Below are 16,765 nucleotides of genomic sequence, written 5' to 3' on the forward strand. Positions count from 1 at the left end.
GGATTTGCAATGCGCTGGAAGAACAGGCCGGAAGGCTCGAACTGGGGTGACTTCGGAGCCGACGACCAACTCGGCAGGCCGAATCTGATCGGCACGGAACAGGTACTGAGGGGCGCGCGTGAAATCCGCGCGGGTCTGAGCTTCTGTCTGTCGTTGCCGCTCGACTTTCCCGGCGACAACAAGCTGAACGTGCGCCGCCACCCGCCCGTCTTGCGACCCACGTTCAGGGACGGCCTGCCCTACGTGAACTTCCCGTTCGCGCGCAACGAACCCGGCGCCACCGACGTCGTCAGCGACGACCAGGTGTTGCTGAGCCTGCAATATTCGACGCAATGGGATTCGCTCGCGCACGTGGGCGCGCGCTTCGACGCGGACGGTGACGGCGTGCCCGAGAGCGTCTACTACAACGGTTATCGTGCGCACGCCGATGTCGTCGGGCCGATCGAGTATCGCGCCGACGAAGGCTTTGCGCCGCACGCATGCGGCGGCGAACACAGTCACGCCGACGTGCTCGGCATCGAGAACCTGGCGGTCAAAGGCATGCAGGGCCGCGGTGTGCTGGTCGATCTGGTCGCGCACTACGGTCGCGAGCATCGCACGGTCGGCTACGACGACCTGATGTTCGCGATCGAGGCCGACGGCGTGCGGATCGAACGCGGCGACATGCTCGTGCTGCGCACCGGCTTCGCGGAGATGGTGCTGGAAATGAATCGTCATCCTGACGAAGCCGTACTCGACAGTCACTGCTGCGCGCTCGACGGCCGCGACGAACGCCTGCTGCAATGGCTCACCGATTCGGGCATTGCAGCGCTCGCCGCCGACAACTACGCGGTGGAACGCTATCCGGCGCGCCCGCCCGCGACGCCGGGCGAGCATCCGCTAATGCCGCTGCACCACCATTGCCTGTTCAAACTCGGCCTGCCGCTCGGCGAACTCTGGTACTTGCGCGATCTCGCCGCGTGGCTGCGCGCAAACGGCCGCTCGCATTTCATGCTGACGGCGCCGCCGCTGCGCCTGCCTGGCGCGATGGGTTCGCCCGTCACGCCGATCGCGACCGTCTGAGCTTTCTCTCTTTCCCTTTCTGAATCTGAAACATGGCCAAAGAACGAGTGTTGATTACCGGCGGCGCCGCCGGCATCGGAGCGGCATGCGCCGCGCGCTGCGAGGCGGATGGTTATGACGTGGTCGTGATCGATCGCGTGGGCGACGGACTGATCGCCGATCTGTCGGACCCGCAGGCGACTGCACAAGCACTCGAACGCGCACTCGAAGGCGGGCCGATCACGCGCCTCGTCAATAACGTCGGTGTCGTGGTGCCGGCGAACGCCGCGGAGCAATCGCTCGAAGAACTCGAACGCGCGTGGGCGCTCAACGTGCGCTGTTCGCTGCAATGCATGCAGGCGCTGTTGCCCGGCATGAAGGCTGCAGGCTTTGGACGCATCGTCAATATGTCGTCGCGTGCGGCGCTCGGCAAGGAATTGCGCACCGCCTATTCGGCGACCAAGGCTGCATTGCTCGGCATGACGCGTGTGTGGGCGCTCGAACTCGGCGCGTTCGGCGTGACCGCGAACGCGATCGGCCCCGGTCCGATCCGCACCGAACTGTTCGACCGCGCGAATCCGCCGGATGCGCCGCGCACGCGCGCGATCATCGACAGTGTTCCGGTCAAGCGCGTCGGCACGCCGGCCGACGTCGCGCATGCCGCGTCGTATCTCCTCGATGCGCGCAGCGGTTTCGTGACGGGCCAGGTGCTGTACGTGTGCGGCGGCATGACCGTCGGCATCGCGGGAGTCTGAGCATGGCCGCTCAGAAGACGCGGCGTGCGGGCATTGTCGGCGGCGGCAGCATCGGCATTGCATTCGCGGTGGTGTTCGCGCGTGCCGGTTGGCAGGTGCGTCTGTTCGATCCGGCTGCGGAGCGGCGCGAGCTTGCGCCGGCGGAAATCCTGCACCGGCTCGAAGAGTTGACGCGCTTCGGCCTGCTCGATGAAGCAGCGAACGTGGTCGCCGCTCGCGTCGAAATCGTCGCGACGCTCGACGCCGCCGCAGCACACGCTGACCTCGTGCAGGAATGCGCACCCGAGCGCGAGGAGATCAAGCGCGAACTGTTCGCTCAACTCGATCGCGCCGCGCCCGCACATGCGATCCTCGCGAGCGCCTCGTCGTTTCTCGCAGCGTCGCGCTTTGTCGACGCTACCTTGCCGGGCCGCGGCCGCTGCCTCGTCGCGCATCCGGGCAATCCGCCCTATCTGATTCCGGTCGTCGAAATCGTGCCCGCGCCGTTCACCGACGACGACGCCGTCACACGCGCCATCGATCTGTTCAGCGACGCCGGCCTCAAGCCGGTGCGCGTCGCGAAAGAAGTGGAAGGCTTCGTCTTCAATCGGCTGCAAGGCGCGCTCTTGCGCGAAGCGTATTGCCTCGTGCGCGATGGTGTCGCGTCGGTGGACGACATCGACACCGTCGTGCGGGAAGCGCTGGGTTTGCGCTGGTCGGTGATCGGCCCGTTCGAAACCGCCGATCTGAATACGCGCGGCGGCATCGCGTCGCACGCGCAGAAGATGGGCCCCTCGTATGCGCGCATGGGCGCCGAACGCGGCCAGCACGATCCGTGGACTCATGAGCTCGTCGCGGATGTGGCCGCCGCACGCCGCAGCGCGTTGCCGCTCGACCAATGGGAAGCGCGTGTCGCATGGCGCGATCGTGCACTGATGAAGCTGGCCCAGTATCGCAAGGAATCCCTATCGAACGATTCATAGCCCGCGGCCGTTATATCCCGCCGTAATCTCCGCATGACCCGATAACTACTATTCGACCAAAGCTAGAGACAGTCCCATGCAGAAAATCACCGCGTTCTTCACCGAGCTGATGCGCAAGTATCTGCCCGACCCGTTCGTGTTCGCCATCGGCCTCACGCTACTCACGATGCTTCTCGCCGTGCTCGTTCAGGGCCAGGCGGTCACCGCGCTCACCCTGAGTTGGGGCAAGGGCTTCTGGGCGCTGCTCGCGTTCACCACGCAGATGGCGGTGATTCTCGCGATGGGCTATGTGCTCGCCACCGCGCCGCTGACCGAACGCTTCCTCGACCGGCTCGTCGCGCGGGTTCATGATCCGCGCATGGCGGTGATCGTCGCGACGCTGGTCGGCGGCATCGGCAGCTATCTGAACTGGGGCTTCGGTCTCGTGATCGGCGGCATCGTCGCGCGCAAGCTCGCGATGAGCATCAAGGGCGTGCACTACCCGCTGATCATCGCATCCGCCTATAGCGGTTTCACGATGTACGGTCTGGGTCTGTCGGCAAGCATTCCGGTGCTGATCTCCACCAAGGGTCATCCGATGGAAGCGCAGATGGGCGTGATTCCGCTCGCGGAAACGATCTTCTCGCCGACCATGCTGCTCACGAGCCTCGTCGTCATTATTACGCTGCCGCTGCTCAACGCGTGGCTGCATCCGAAGCCGGGCCAGCCGGTCACGGAAATCGACCCGGCGCTGTACGAAGCGCCGAAGGCCGCGACGCCCGCCGTCGATATCGACGAAAGCAACACGATCGCCAACCGCCTGAACAACAGCCGCCTGCTGAGTTTGCTGATCGGCGCGATCGGCGTGATTTACGTGGTGCTGTATTTCCACGGCGGCGGTTCGATGGACCTGAACCTGATCAACTTCATCATTCTGTTTCTCGGCATCATCCTGCTCGGCACGCCGATTCGCTATGTGGAGAAGCTGAACGAAGGCATTCGCACGATCAGCGGCATCATTCTGCAATACCCGTTCTATGCGGGGATCATGGCGATCATGGCATCGTCGGGTCTCGTCAACACGTTCTCGCATTTCTTCGTGAACATCGCCACGCCCGCCACGCTGCCGTTCTGGGGCCTGGTCAGCTCGTTCTTCATCAACTTCTTCGCGCCCTCGGGCGGCGGCCACTGGGTGATTCAGGGGCCGTTCATGATCGAAGCGGCCAAGTCGATCGGCGCGTCGGTGGGACACACGGCGACCGCCGTCATGCTCGGCAACGCATGGAACGATCTGATCCAGCCCTTCTGGATTCTGCCGGCGCTCGCGCTCTCGAAGCTGAAATTGAAGGACATCATGGGCTATACGGTCATCATGATGTTCTGGATCGGCATCGTGTACACGGTGGCGATTCTCGCCTGGGGTTGAGCAAGGATCCGGCCGCAAGGTACGCGGCCTCATCGATGGAGAGAAGTTTCGAATGCTATATCTGGTTCATATGCAGGTTCAGATTCCCGCCGACGCCGACCGCGCGTTGACCGATCGTCTGAAGGCCGAGGAAAAGGCGTTCTCGCAGAAGTTGCAGAACGAGGGCAAATGGCGTCATCTGTGGCGCGTGGCGGGACAGTACGCGAATTACAGCGTGTTCGACGTCGAGTCGAATGACGAACTGCATACGCTGCTCAGTTCGTTGCCGCTCTATCCGTACATGAGCGTGAACGTGACGCCGCTTGCGCAGCATCCGTCCGCAATTGTGCCGAACTGAAGGGGAGAGCCGATGCCCTACATCATCGAAACATTCGACAAGCCCGGCCATGCCGAAGTCCGCGCGCGTGCGCGCGATACCCACCTTGCGTTCCTCGAGAAGAACAAGGCGCTGCTGCTCGCGTGCGGCGCGAAGCTGAACGACGACGGCAGCGGTGCGGGCGGCGGCTTATATGTAGTCGATCTGGAGACGCGCGAGGAAGCCGAACGATTCATTGCGGCCGATCCGTTTTCATCGGTCGGCCTGTTCGAGCGTGTGACGATCACGCGTTGGCGCAAGGCTTACTTCGACGGCGAATGCTGTTTGTAGAGACGCGACGTCGACTGTTTGATTGAACGGCTAGCAGTGTTCGTACTGTTAGCCGTTTTCTTTTCGGGCACGCAAGCACTGGTGCAATGCTGCTTACTTCACCCACACGTCCCGAATCGCAGCCAGCCACAACGCCACCGCATGCGCGCCTGGGTCCACGTGACCGAGCGCGCGGTCGCCGACATAACTCGAACGCCCTCGCCGTGGATGCATCGACGCCGTTTGCGCAGTGCCTTCGGAGGCGGCGTCGACAGTAGCCTGTAGTGCGGCACCGATCTCCGTCGAGCCTGCGAGCGCGGACTGCAACGCGTCGGCAGCCGGCTTCAGTGCATCGACCATCGTGCGATCGCCCGGCCTCGCACCGCCTAACTCCATCAATCCTTCGACGCCCGCGCCGAATGCCGCCGCCCATTGCGTCGCCGTGGCGCCGCCCGACTGTTCGAGCGCAGCGGCGGCACGCAACAGCATCACCGCGTACAGCGGTCCCGACGTGCCGCCGACCACACGGCGCAGCGTCGCGGACATGCTGCGCAACACGGCGCCCGGCATCGTTGCGGCGGGATAGGTGTCGAACTCATGCAGCAGCGCGCGCGCGCCGCGCGACAGACTGATGCCGAGATCGCCATCGCCGACGCGTTGATCCATCTCGGTCAGCGTCGGCTCCGCTTTCAGCAGGCACGCGCACACCGCTTCGATCACACGACGCAGCGTCGCATCACGCGCGAGCGTTGCGCCGCTCGTACGCTCCGGCCTCTGCGGCGCGGGCCGCAACGACACCTGCGCGACGCGGCCGCTCGACGCGGGCCATGCACTCGTGTGCGCCACGGCATCGAGCCAGTCGAGCCGCTCGTCGTCCACGCGCAGAAGCGTCAACGAGATGCCCGCCATTTCCAGCGCGCTCAGGAACGTACCGGCCCACGCACGCTCCACCTTGATGCCCCGCTCCGCCAGATTGCGCAGCGCGGACCCCGCCGCCACGTTCAACTCGCTCGATGGCGTGCCGCCGAGGTTGTTCACCAGCAGCGCCACACGCTCGCCGGCCTGCAACGCGAGATCGTCGACGATTTTCGTCAGCAGTCTCGCGACGATCGCCTCGGCCGGCTCCATCGCGCCGCGTTCGACACCGGGTTCGCCATGAATGCCGAGCCCCCACTCGATTTCACCGTCGGCCAGTTCGAACCCCGGCTTGCCCGCTGCGGGCACCGTGCACGGCGTGAGCGCGACGCCCATCGTGCCGAGCGACGCGGCCACCTCGCGCGCGATCCGCGCGACCTCGCCCAAAGGACGGCCCGCTGCCGCTGCCGCGCCCGCGATCTTGTGAACCAGCACGGTCCCCGCGAGCCCGCGACGGCCTGCGTGGTCGCCGCTCGCCGTCAGCGCGACGTCGTCGGCGACGATCACCATGTCGGTCGGGATGCCCTCCGCGCGCGCGATCTCTGCGGCAAGGCCGAAGTTGAAGCGGTCGCCCGTGTAGTTCTTCACGATCAGCAGCGCACCGGCCGGGCCGGCCACCGCGCGTATCGCGTCGAGCACGGCATCCGTAGACGGCGACGTGAACACTTCGCCCGCCACCGCCGCGCTCAACATGCCGTGGCCCACATAGCCGCCGTGCGCGGGCTCGTGGCCCGAGCCGCCGCCCGAGATCAGCGCGACTTCGCCGCGCGCGACAACGGCCTCGGCATCGGCCCGCACGACGATCGTGCTGCCTTGCAATAGTGAGAGATGGGGATTGAGCGCCGCGAGTCCGTCGAGCATGTCGGGGACAACGGCGCAGACGTCGTTGATGAGCTTCTTCATTACGTCGGCTTCCTTTCAAGCTGCCGGCACCGCGTGATGCTCTGACGGCAGTTTATTCAGTTGCGAAAACGGGAATGGGAAGCCTCAACTGTACCGCGCATTGGCAAAGGCGACGCAATGCAGAGGCCGCGCACGTGCAATGGCACTCGTGACGGAGTCAGGCGACAAAACGAATGGGAGCAGTGCAGAAGGGAGAAACTGACAGCACCGTAGACGAAAGCGCAACCGCTTTCGTCTACGCCACCGATGCGTTGGTAGGCTCGATTGGATTCGAACCAACGACCCCCACCATGTCAAGGTGGTGCTCTAACCAACTGAGCTACGAGCCTTTAGAGAGCGCGAATTATAGAGAGTCCGAGCGGACAGCACAAGCCCCTATCGCTATTCAGGCCCACACGGACGAGCCGTTCAATTCGCCAGCGCCCATTCGGTGGCCGTATCCAGCGGATAAACCGGCCGCCTCACATGCTCGAAGGCGAACAGCCCGTAATCGGAACTCGTCACGCCACGGCTGTCGCACTCCACGAGCGCAGCGGCGATCGGCACGAAAACAGGCCGGCAGTACATGCGCGATTTGAGCAGCAGAAAGCGCGCGCGGCGCGGATCGATACCAACGCTCTCGAACACGCCCAGGTCCCACGGTTCGTGCGTGTGCTCGGTCATCACGAGCTTCACGGTGCCGGTGTCGAGCACCGCGGCGCGTCCCATGAAAGCGCGCTGGCCGGTGTACGTCGGACCGCTGATCACGTATTCGCCGTCGGTCAGCGCACGCACCACGCCGGTCACGGCCAGCGGCGGGCGCGGCGTCAACGCGTCGCTCGCAACCTTGTTGCCGATCGTCACGGTCACCGTGCTGCCGACGCCCGCCGACATCAACGCCGCGACCGCTTGCGGATCGCACAACGGCCCGCTGACGATACCTTCGAGCTTCTGCTTCAACGCTTCTTCGAGCAGATCCATCGTGTCGCAGGTGCCGCCCGACATGCAGTTGTCCCCGTGATCGAGCAACAGCACGGGTTTGTCGGCGCCCTGCGCGAGCGAGGCCGCTTGCGCGACCGACTCCGCGAGCGGCGCGCTGCGATAGACGAAATCTTCGCGTTCGTCCCAGATCTGCCGCGCGATGTGTTCCGCCACCGCTTCGGCCTCGTCACGCGCGCCGTTACTCACCACGACGACGCTGATGCACGGCGCGGCAATATCGGCCAGCGAAAAGCCGGACAACACCGACACCGCCAGCATGCCGTCGGCCTCGGCCTCACGCGCGGCGTCCACCGCGCGTTTCATGGCGCCTTCGGCGGTCGCACTGCGCAGCGTGTGCGTGAGCAGCGGCGGCTGACGCCATGCGATCACCGGCTTCGTCTTGCCATGCACGAGATCGAACATCAGACGCGCCGCGTGCGCGCCCGTCTCGTACATATCGACGTGCGGATAGGTCTTGAAGCTGACGATCACATCCGCGTTGTCGATCATCTTCTGCGTGACATTGCCGTGCAGATCGAGCGCGACCGCAATCGGCGCATCGGGCAGCAATGCACGCACGCGTTCGAGCAGATCGCCTTCGCCGTCGTTCGAATTCTCGGCGACCATCGCGCCATGCAGATCGAGCATCACGGCATCGCAACCGCCGGCGGCCGCCACGATTGCGTCGCAGATCGCATCGTAAGCGGTGGCCTCGACCGGTCCGCTCGGATTCGCCGAAGCGGATATCGGCGTGACGATCTCCGCATGCTCGCGCTCGGCGGCGTCGATGAACGCGGCCATCGCGGTCTGCATGCCCTTGTTGTCGTTGAACGCGTCGTCGCCATAGCTCGGGCCGTTGCGGCCGAATGCGGCGAGCGGCGTCGCCACCGGCGAGAACGTGTTGGTCTCGTGATTCATCCGCGCGATGAGGATCTTCATGCGTTTGCGCTCCCGAGCTTCCACGCGGCATCCAGCATCGCCTGCAACAGCACGTTACAACCGGCTTCGAGATGATCGGCGCGCGCGTCTTCGATTTCGTTGTGACTGATGCCGTCCTTGCATGGCACGAAAATCATCGCGGCGGGCGCGACGCGCGCCAGATAGACGGCATCGTGGCCCGCGCCGCTGATCACGTCCATCGACGAAAAGCCGAGTGCGTCCGCGCCCTGCTTCACCGCGGCGACCAGGTTCGCCGCGAACGGCTGCGGCGGGAAATACACGACCTGTTCGACGTCGACGGCGATGCCGGCCTGCTCGGCCGCCGTCGAGCACGCGGCGCGCAAGGCGGTGTCCATCGCGGTGAGCGTCGCGTCGTCGGCGGCACGCAGATCGACCGTGAGCGTCACGCGGCCCGGGATTACGTTGCGCGAGTTCGGATGCACGTCGAGCCAGCCCACCGTGCCACGGCCGTGCGGCGCGTGGTCGAGCGCGATGCGGTTCACCGCGTGAATCAGATCGGCCGCGACGAGTAGCGCGTCGCGGCGCAATTCCATCGGCGTCGGCCCCGCGTGCGCTTCCATGCCCTGCACCGTCACGTCGTACCAGCGTTGGCCAAGCGCGCCTTGCACGACGCCGATGGTTTTATCGTGCGCTTCGAGCACCGGCCCCTGTTCGATATGCGCTTCGAAATACGCACCGACGGTATGCGGTTTTCCGTTCTCACCGGCATAGCCGATCGCCGTCAGCGCATCGCGCACCGACACGCCCTCACGATCGCGTTGCGCCAGCGCATGCTCCAGCGTGAACGCGCCGGCAAACACGCCCGAGCCCATCATCACCGGCACGAAGCGCGAGCCCTCCTCGTTGGTCCACACCGCGACTTCCAGCGGCGCGAGCGTTTGCACGTTGGCCTCGGCCAGGGTGCGCAGCACTTCGAGACCCGCGAGTACGCCGTAATTGCCGTCGAATTTGCCGCCCGTCGGTTGCGTGTCGATGTGGCTGCCGGTCATCACCGGCGGCAGGTCGTCGTGCAAACCGGCGCGGCGCGCGAAGATATTGCCGATCGCATCGATCCGCACGGTGCAGCCGATCTCTTTCGCCCACGCGATAAAAAGCTCGCGCCCCTGGCGGTCCAGCTCCGTCAACGCGAGCCGGCACACTCCGCCTTTATCGGTGGCGCCGATCTGCGCGAGTTGCATGAGACTGTCCCACAGCCGCGGGCCGTCGACTCGCAGATCGGCGGGCGTCGCGACGGTTGTTGATTCATGAACTTGCATCGATGCTTCCTCGTATTGAAGACAGCGCCGGCGTCAAACGACGCCCACGCCGAGATAACGGTCCTTGATCGACTCGTCCGCGGAGAATGACGCGTTGTCGCCCGAATAGACGATCACGCCCTGTTCGATGATGTAGTGGCGGTCCGCGAGTTGCGTGCAGACTTCAAGGTTCTGCTCGACCAGAAGAATCGCGACACCCGCTTCGCGGATCAGCTTGAGCTGCGCGACGATTTCCTCGACGATCACCGGCGCCAGTCCCTCCACCGGCTCGTCGAGCATCAGCAGACGCGGGTGATTCATCAGCGCGCGGCCAATCGCGAGCATCTGCTGTTCACCGCCGGACAGTTGTGCGCCACCGTTCATGCGCCGTTCCTTTAGGCGCGGAAAGATGCGATAGATGTCCTCCAGTTGCCACGGCGAATCCTTGCGTGCGCCAAGCCGCAAGTTCTCTTCGACCGTGAGCAGACGAAAGATGCCGCGATGCTCGGGCACGAAGCACACGCCGCGCGAGGCGATCTTGTGCGGTGGCATGCCGCCGATCCGCGCGCCGCTGAACGTCACCTCGCCGCGTCTTGGCGCGACGACGCCGGCAATCGCTTTGAGCGTGGTGGATTTGCCAGCACCGTTCCGGCCTAATAGTGTGACCGTTTCGCCATCGCCAATCTGCAAGGACACGCCTTGCAGAATGTGGCTCTTGCCGTAGAAGCCGTGAATCTGCTGCACGTCGAGAATCATGCGCGGCCTCCGGTGATCATATTGCCAAGATACGCGCTGCGCACGCGCTCGTCGCCGCGAATGTCGTCCGGCCGCCCTTCCACCAGCACGCGGCCTTGCTGCATGACGGTAATCGTGTCGGAGATGTCCATCACGATGCCCATGTTGTGTTCGATCAGCACGACCGTGTAATCGTCGCGCAGGCCGCGAATCAGTTGCTTCATGTCGTCGAGATCGTCGATGCCCATCCCCGAGGTCGGTTCGTCCAGGAAAATCGCCTTGGGCCGCGCCGCAAGCGCCATGCCGACTTCGAGCCGCCGCTGCTGACCGTGCGACAGCGCGGCCGCCGGGACCTCGCTGAAACGCTGCAACGCGAGCCGCTCGAGCACGCTGTCGACAGTGTCCGCATACGCGAGCGCACCGTGCGGCGGCGTCCACGCATTCAGCGCGCGCACCGCATCGACGCCTTGCGCGGCGAGGCGCAGGTTCTCGCGTACGCTCAGATTGGCAAACAGGCTCGTCACCTGAAACGATCGCGCGACGCCGCGGCGCACGCGCTTGTGGTCGGGTTCACGCGTGACGTCGTGGCCGTCGAAGACGATCTTGCCTTCAGTAATGGGAAGCGTGCCGGTCAATACGTGAAAGAGCGTGGTCTTGCCCGCACCGTTTGGACCGATCACCGAATGCACCGTGCGCGGCATGATGCTCAGATTCACATCGGAGAGCGCGGTGAATTTGCCGTAGCGCTTTACTATGCCGTTCGCTCGCAGAATGGCTTCGCTCATGCGGCCTCCTTGTTCGCGCCGTTGCCTGTATTGTCCGGGTCATTGTCCGCATCGGCGGACGGCTTGCGGCGCAGTGCATGCCAGATGCGCTCGCCCAATCCCCAGAGTCCGCGCTGCATGAACAGGCTGACCGCGATCAGTACGATGCCGAGCAGCAACAGCCAGCGCGGCCACAGCGTCGAAAGCCAGTCGGCGAACAGCACATAGAACGCCGCGCCCAGGACCGACGCGAACAGATTGCCGGTGCCCCCGATCACCGTCATCACGAGGATCATCTCGCTCGTGTGGTAGTCGATATTGGAGAGCGGCGCGATGCCGGTCATCAGCGCATGAAGCGCCCCGGCGAGTCCGGTGACCGCGCCTGAAATCACGAACGCCATCAGCTTGAAGCGCTTGACGTCGTAGCCTACCGCCGCCGCCCGCGCCTCGTTGTCGCGAATCGCGAGCAACGTGCGGCCGAATACCGAATGCGATACGCGCATCAGCAGCCAGAACACCACGAGAAACAGCACTGCGACGAAGCCGTAGTATTGCCACGGCGAGGTCAACGGGACGACCGATTTGCCAAACAGACTCAGCGCAGGGCGTGGAATGTCGAGCAGGCCATTGTCGCCGCCGGTCAGATCGGGCGTGGTATAGGCCAGAAAATAGAAGAGCTGGCCGAACGCGAGCGTCAACATCACGAAGTACGTGCCGCGCTGGCGAATCGAAAACCAGCCCACCACGGCGGCTGCCGCGGCGCCGGTCACAGCCGACGCGAGCAGCGCGACGGGCAGCGGCAATGCGGTTCTGGTGAGCACCAGTCCCGCGCAATAGCTGCCGAGTCCGAAGAAGATACCCTGCCCGAACGATAACAGGCCTGTGTGACCGAGCAGCAGATTGCAGCCGAGCGCGGCAAGCGCGAACACCAGTACTTCCGTGGCGAGCGAGCCGGAATGCAGTGTCAGTGGCAAGACGCACACGACCAGCAGCGCAAGCAGCAGGAAACGATAGCGATGCAGCGTGTGCTTCATGCCCTGCTGAGCCGAGGAAGAGCGAATACTTTGCATGGCGGGCTTCGATGTGTCGATCATGCCGCCCTCCCGAGCAAACCGTTCGGGCGCAGCAGCAGAACCGCGGCCATCGCGACGTAGATCATCAGCCGCGCACCTTCCGGCCATAAGGTGCTCATCACGCTTTGCACGATCCCCACCAGCAGGCCGCCGACGAGCGCACCGAGAAAATTACCCATGCCGCCGACCACGACCACGACGAATGCAACCCCGAGCGCTTCGATGCCCATGAACGGATCGACGCCGCGAATCGGCGCGGCCAGCACGCCTGCCAGTGCCGCGGTTGCCGCGCCGAGCGCGAACACGAGACTGAAAACGCGCAATACGTTGATGCCGAGCAGCGACACCATCTCGGTCGATTCGCTGCCGGCACGCACCGCGCTGCCGAGTCGCGTACCTTCCAGCGCCCACCACAAGAGCGCGGCCAGCACGGCAGTGAAACCAATCACGAATAGACGGTACTTCGGATAGACGAAGCTGCCCCAGATCACCACGCCGTTCAGTATGTCGGGCACCGCGACGTTATCGCCCAGCGGCCCCCAGATCAGGATCGCGCATTCCTGCACGACGAGTGCGAGGCCCACGGTCACGAGAATATGAAACTCGTGCTGCTGCGCATAGACGTGCCGCAGAATCAGTTTCTCGACGACCCAGGCAAGCGCGCCGACAGCAATCGGCACGACGACGAGCGCTGTCCAGAAGCTCATCGACCACTGCATCGCCTGATAGCAGAAGTACGCACCTAGCAGATAGAACGCGCCGTGCGCGAAATTCACGAAACGCAGCAGGCCGAATACGATCGACAAACCGACTGCGAGCAGGAAATACAGCATCCCCACTCCGATGCCGTTGACGATCTGCAGAAGATAAACGTTCATGGCGTCCGTGCGATAGGTGTGGCAAAGAGGTGTCGCGATGCCGGCTCGCGATTGCAATGAACGTGCCGCGCTTGCATGCAGCACGAGGGCATCACGACATCTTGCAGCCGGTCTTGTCGAGCGGCAGGAAGGACTGGCCGGAGCTCACGATGTCCGCGTAGTCGTCGGCGCTCTTCATTTTGCTCTTCGCCTTGCCCTTGAGCAGATAGTAGTTCTTCAGCACCTGATGGTCGCCCGCGCGAACCTCTTCGGGGCCGGTCAAACCGTCGTATTTCATGCCCTCGAGTGCGGCAACCACTTTCTTCGGATCGACCGTCCCCGCCTTGATGATGCCGTCGAGCAGGATCTTCGTGCAAATATAGGAACCGGCGAGGCTGTAGTTAGGGTTCGCCTTGAATGCCGTATTGGCGCGTTTGACGAGATCGCGATTGAGCGGCGAATCGATGCCATGCCAATACTGTGCACCAAAATAGACGCCATCGCACAGGTCCGCGCCGAGCGATTCGAATTGCTCGAGACCGGACGCCCACGCCATCAGAATCGTGCAATTGTTCTTCATGCCGAAACTCACGGCCTGGCGAAGCGTATCGGACGATTGCGAGCCGAAGTTCAGAATCAGCAGAACGTCGGGCTTCGCGGCGACGGCATTCGTCAGATAACCACTGAATTCCTTCTCATTGAGCGAATGGTAGCTGTTGCCCACATGCTCGATGCCCTTCTCCTTGAAGACCGCTTTGGCTGCCGACAGCAAGCCGTCGCCGAAGACGTATTGCGGCGTGATGGTGTACCAGCGCTTTGCTTTCGGTAACGTCTGGATCAGCGGACGCACGGTCTGCTCGATCGCACCATAGGTCGGCACCGACCAGCGGAACGTGGCGGCGTTACAGTCCTTGCCGGTGATTTCGTCTGCGCCCGCGGTCGTGATGAAAATGCCCCCTGCCTTCTGCACTTCCTTGCCCATCGCCAATGCTTCGGAGGACAAAATACCGCCCGCAAAGAAGCGAGCGTTCTTTTGCTGCGCGATTTCCTGCACGCGGCGCACCGCGGTAGCGGGCTTGCCCTCGGTGTCGAGCACCGTATAGGCAAGTGGCTGACCAAGAACCTTGCCGTATTGCTCGATGGCCAGCTTCATGCCGAGGTCGGCGTATTTGCCATTAGCGGCGAATGGTCCCGACATCGGCACCGGACACGCGAACTGCACGGTGCCCGTCTGCGCGAACGCACTACGCGCGACCAGCGAGCCCAACGTCCCCGGAACGGCCGACAACGCGGCCAGCTTCAACATATTTCGGCGATTCAAAATGACGCTCCTTGAAAGAGACACGCACTGACCGGCTACGAAACTGCACACGCGATGCGACCGACTGCTTGAGCTTGCTGGCCGTTTGAAGTTTTCCACCTCTTCGGCTTTGTTCTATTTATCATGATAAATAGGTTGGACTTGATCGTAGGTACAATAAATTCGAGTGTCAATAAGGCAAAATTCCTGGCCGTCTCCCAGTGTCGCTCCTCACCGTGAAGTGGCCGGCGGATCGATCGGGAATCGTGCGGGACAAACTGGGAGAATCGAATATGGCCACGGACCGAACCAAGGCTCGCGCCGCGATAGAGATCAAACAGCAGAAGCGCGGCGATCTGGTCGCGGAAGAAATCAAGCGGCTCATCACAGAGAAAGACCTGAAGCCGGGTGATCGCCTGCCGCGCGAGGTGGAGTTGCAGCAACTCTTTTCAGTGAGCAAAAGTACGATCCGCGAAGCGTTGAAGTCACTCGAGGTGCAAGGTCTGATCAAGGTGACGACTGGCCCGAGTGGTGGCGGTATGGTGGTGGAAGTGCCGCTCGATCGCACGCTGCAGCTTTTGCAGAACTATCTGTTCTTCAAGGACGTGTCGATCGACGACATCTACACCGTGCGCAAATTGCTGGAGCCGGAACTCGCGGCCGGAGCCGTCCCGCATTTGACCGAGCAGGACTTCGACGCACTCGAAGCGAGCATTGCGTGTTGCGATCGACCCGCGTCTTCGCGTGGCGGCCAGGACATCGTGCGGCAACGTCAGGAAGACGTGAACTTTCATGACATTCTGGCAGCAGCGAATCCGAATCCGTTTCTGCGTTTCAGTTGTGAGCTGATCAATGAAATGATCCGGCAGCTCATCGAATTTCGTAACGACACGCCGCAAGCCGAGCATGAACGGTTCGGTCAGGCGAACGTCAAGATTCACAAAGCAATCACGAAAGCGGCGCGTGAGCGCGATGCGGAGAAGGTGCGTGAGTTGATGGTGATCCACATGACCGAGGCGCCACGCTACGTGAAGCGGATGAAGGGAAAACTGCGGGGACGTTTGATTCTGGATTCCGAGATCCGTCGACGGGTGCGGGCGCGCAGTGTGGCGCCGTCGGATGGGGATGGGGAACAGTGATGGGGTTTGTCGGCAACAGGTGACGGGTTTCGGGATGGTTGGCGTTTAACTTTCCGCAGACGTGGAGCGGGCACTGTCAGCGACTCTTGGCTCATTCTGTCATCGCCGTTCGTAACAGAAGGTCTCGCGGTGAAGCACGCTGCGCCATGGCGATTGGCCGAAACGCGTCACCCGACTGAATTGAAAAGATACGCACGGGCTCCAGCGAGGCGAGCACGATTCATGCGGAAGTGGCTGCAACCGGTGTTTTCAACCGGGAGTCGGTGGGATCGACGACGAGGGCTCAACCTTTTTCGGGCCGCGCCGTTATTGCATCTGCACAGGCACAAACACCGGACCTTCATGGCACAACCTATTCCCTTTTCCCGCAACGCAGGTGCGACGCGCGCGCGGCATGCCAAGGCCATGCTGTTGCCGATCGCCCGGCCGATCGCCGACGACCTCGCATTGCGGGTGCACCTGGCGCTCGACGCATTGCGCCGTGGCGTCGGCAGCAAGGCCGACGCGCAGACGCTTACACAGATCGTGCTGCTGACTGGCTTTTTGGCGGAGTCCGGCTTCGGCTTGATTAGCGGCGAGGAACTCGGCGCGGCGGACCGCGCTGTGTCGGCGGTGTTCGATATTGGCCGGGAGACCGGCGAGTGGCGATTGGACGGCGCGGGGTTCGCGCTTTTTGCGTCGCTCGCCACGAATTATGACCGGCAACTGCACAGTGCGCCTCTTTGGGCCATCACGGCGGCGAGCGAACGACTCAATCGCCTCGTCGCTGGTGTGCCTGATCAGACACCAGTGCGTAAGCAAGCTTAGTCGGGATGAGAGGCGATGAACTGCGAGGAGAGTTTGTCGGCAGGTTTCTGGAATCCGCCGGTGTGGGGGACTCGGGTAGCTTGGTGGTTAGCTCTTGAGCAGGTGCGGTACAAGTCGGGTTAGAGCAAGGCGCCAGAGCGGCGGGAGTTTTCTGACTCCGCGTTCAGGACGACGCGCATGCCGCGAGCGGTCCGGCCTTCAGTTGGCGGCCGGGTTGAGATGGGGGGCCGCCAGGCGGCTGATGTGCCATGCGTTGGTTGCGCGTGGCGGAGCGGGATCGGGTGGGCCTGTCGGGTGGCCTGTTACGGCGCGACGTCCGCACCTTTAAT

Annotated in this window: 16 protein-coding genes and 1 tRNA gene; 8 read left to right on the forward strand and 9 right to left on the reverse strand. The window is 63.5% G+C overall.

Annotated features, from left to right (window positions below; all coding sequences use genetic code 11):
- The first annotated feature begins 9 nt into the window (after positions 1–9).
- The 6 genes from PQQ53_RS28970 to PQQ53_RS28995 all read left to right on the forward strand — a co-directional run bounded on the left by PQQ53_RS28970 (position 10) and on the right by PQQ53_RS28995 (position 4,809).
- A complete protein-coding gene (locus PQQ53_RS28970; protein ID WP_408145961.1) occupies positions 10–1,062 on the forward strand; it encodes a cyclase family protein in 1,053 nt (350 codons plus the stop codon).
- Positions 1,063–1,094: 32 nt separating this feature from the next.
- The gene (locus PQQ53_RS28975) at positions 1,095–1,796 is read left to right on the forward strand and encodes an SDR family oxidoreductase (RefSeq protein ID WP_408145963.1); all 702 of its coding nucleotides are present in this window, start codon (positions 1,095–1,097) and stop codon (positions 1,794–1,796) included.
- Between the two features lie 2 nt (positions 1,797–1,798).
- Positions 1,799–2,758, forward strand: coding sequence for a 3-hydroxyacyl-CoA dehydrogenase (locus PQQ53_RS28980; RefSeq protein WP_408155617.1), 960 nt, complete (start codon positions 1,799–1,801; stop codon positions 2,756–2,758).
- 76 nt (positions 2,759–2,834) lie between these two features.
- Positions 2,835–4,163: a short-chain fatty acid transporter gene (locus tag PQQ53_RS28985; RefSeq protein WP_408145966.1), complete on the forward strand. Its 1,329-nt coding sequence runs from the start codon at positions 2,835–2,837 to the stop codon at positions 4,161–4,163.
- A 52-nt stretch (positions 4,164–4,215) separates the two neighbouring features.
- Positions 4,216–4,500 (forward strand): muconolactone Delta-isomerase, encoded by a 285-nt coding sequence (gene catC, locus PQQ53_RS28990; RefSeq protein WP_408145968.1) that lies wholly within the window; start codon positions 4,216–4,218, stop codon positions 4,498–4,500.
- Positions 4,501–4,512: 12 nt separating this feature from the next.
- On the forward strand, positions 4,513–4,809 hold the full coding sequence (locus PQQ53_RS28995) for a YciI family protein (protein ID WP_408327971.1): 297 nt from the start codon (positions 4,513–4,515) through the stop codon (positions 4,807–4,809).
- Between the two features lie 93 nt (positions 4,810–4,902).
- Here PQQ53_RS28995 and dhaK read toward each other — a convergent pair whose 3' ends face one another.
- From dhaK to PQQ53_RS29040, 9 genes are all read right to left on the reverse strand, one after another.
- The gene (gene dhaK, locus PQQ53_RS29000) at positions 4,903–6,606 is read right to left on the reverse strand and encodes a dihydroxyacetone kinase subunit DhaK (protein ID WP_408327974.1); all 1,704 of its coding nucleotides are present in this window, start codon (positions 6,604–6,606) and stop codon (positions 4,903–4,905) included.
- 252 nt (positions 6,607–6,858) lie between these two features.
- Positions 6,859–6,935, reverse strand: a tRNA-Val gene (locus PQQ53_RS29005).
- A gap of 79 nt (positions 6,936–7,014) precedes the next feature.
- Positions 7,015–8,505, reverse strand: a complete 1,491-nt coding sequence (locus tag PQQ53_RS29010) for a M81 family metallopeptidase (RefSeq protein ID WP_408327976.1) — start codon at positions 8,503–8,505, stop codon at positions 7,015–7,017.
- Positions 8,502–9,782: a Zn-dependent hydrolase gene (locus tag PQQ53_RS29015; RefSeq protein WP_408327979.1), complete on the reverse strand. Its 1,281-nt coding sequence runs from the start codon at positions 9,780–9,782 to the stop codon at positions 8,502–8,504. The genes PQQ53_RS29010 and PQQ53_RS29015 overlap by 4 nt, the downstream gene beginning before the upstream one ends.
- A gap of 33 nt (positions 9,783–9,815) precedes the next feature.
- Positions 9,816–10,517 (reverse strand): ABC transporter ATP-binding protein, encoded by a 702-nt coding sequence (locus tag PQQ53_RS29020; protein WP_408145978.1) that lies wholly within the window; start codon positions 10,515–10,517, stop codon positions 9,816–9,818.
- The gene (locus PQQ53_RS29025) at positions 10,514–11,281 is read right to left on the reverse strand and encodes an ABC transporter ATP-binding protein (protein WP_408155628.1); all 768 of its coding nucleotides are present in this window, start codon (positions 11,279–11,281) and stop codon (positions 10,514–10,516) included. Before PQQ53_RS29025 ends, PQQ53_RS29020 begins: the two co-directional genes overlap by 4 nt.
- Positions 11,278–12,354, reverse strand: coding sequence for a branched-chain amino acid ABC transporter permease (locus tag PQQ53_RS29030; RefSeq protein ID WP_408145981.1), 1,077 nt, complete (start codon positions 12,352–12,354; stop codon positions 11,278–11,280). Before PQQ53_RS29030 ends, PQQ53_RS29025 begins: the two co-directional genes overlap by 4 nt.
- Positions 12,351–13,211 (reverse strand): branched-chain amino acid ABC transporter permease, encoded by an 861-nt coding sequence (locus PQQ53_RS29035; protein ID WP_408327981.1) that lies wholly within the window; start codon positions 13,209–13,211, stop codon positions 12,351–12,353. Before PQQ53_RS29035 ends, PQQ53_RS29030 begins: the two co-directional genes overlap by 4 nt.
- Positions 13,212–13,302: 91 nt before the next feature.
- Entirely contained in the window at positions 13,303–14,511 is a 1,209-nt protein-coding gene (locus PQQ53_RS29040) for an ABC transporter substrate-binding protein (RefSeq protein ID WP_408155632.1), read from the reverse strand.
- A gap of 272 nt (positions 14,512–14,783) precedes the next feature.
- On the opposite strand from PQQ53_RS29040, the gene PQQ53_RS29045 reads away from it, so the two are divergent.
- Both PQQ53_RS29045 and PQQ53_RS29050 read left to right on the forward strand, forming a co-directional pair.
- Positions 14,784–15,629, forward strand: coding sequence for a FadR/GntR family transcriptional regulator (locus tag PQQ53_RS29045; protein ID WP_408145986.1), 846 nt, complete (start codon positions 14,784–14,786; stop codon positions 15,627–15,629).
- 342 nt (positions 15,630–15,971) lie between these two features.
- Positions 15,972–16,436: a hypothetical protein gene (locus PQQ53_RS29050; protein ID WP_408155636.1), complete on the forward strand. Its 465-nt coding sequence runs from the start codon at positions 15,972–15,974 to the stop codon at positions 16,434–16,436.
- Positions 16,437–16,765 lie beyond the last annotated feature (329 nt).

The sequence above is a fragment of the Paraburkholderia strydomiana genome (assembly GCF_046030495.1).
Taxonomy (GTDB): domain Bacteria; phylum Pseudomonadota; class Gammaproteobacteria; order Burkholderiales; family Burkholderiaceae; genus Paraburkholderia; species Paraburkholderia strydomiana_A.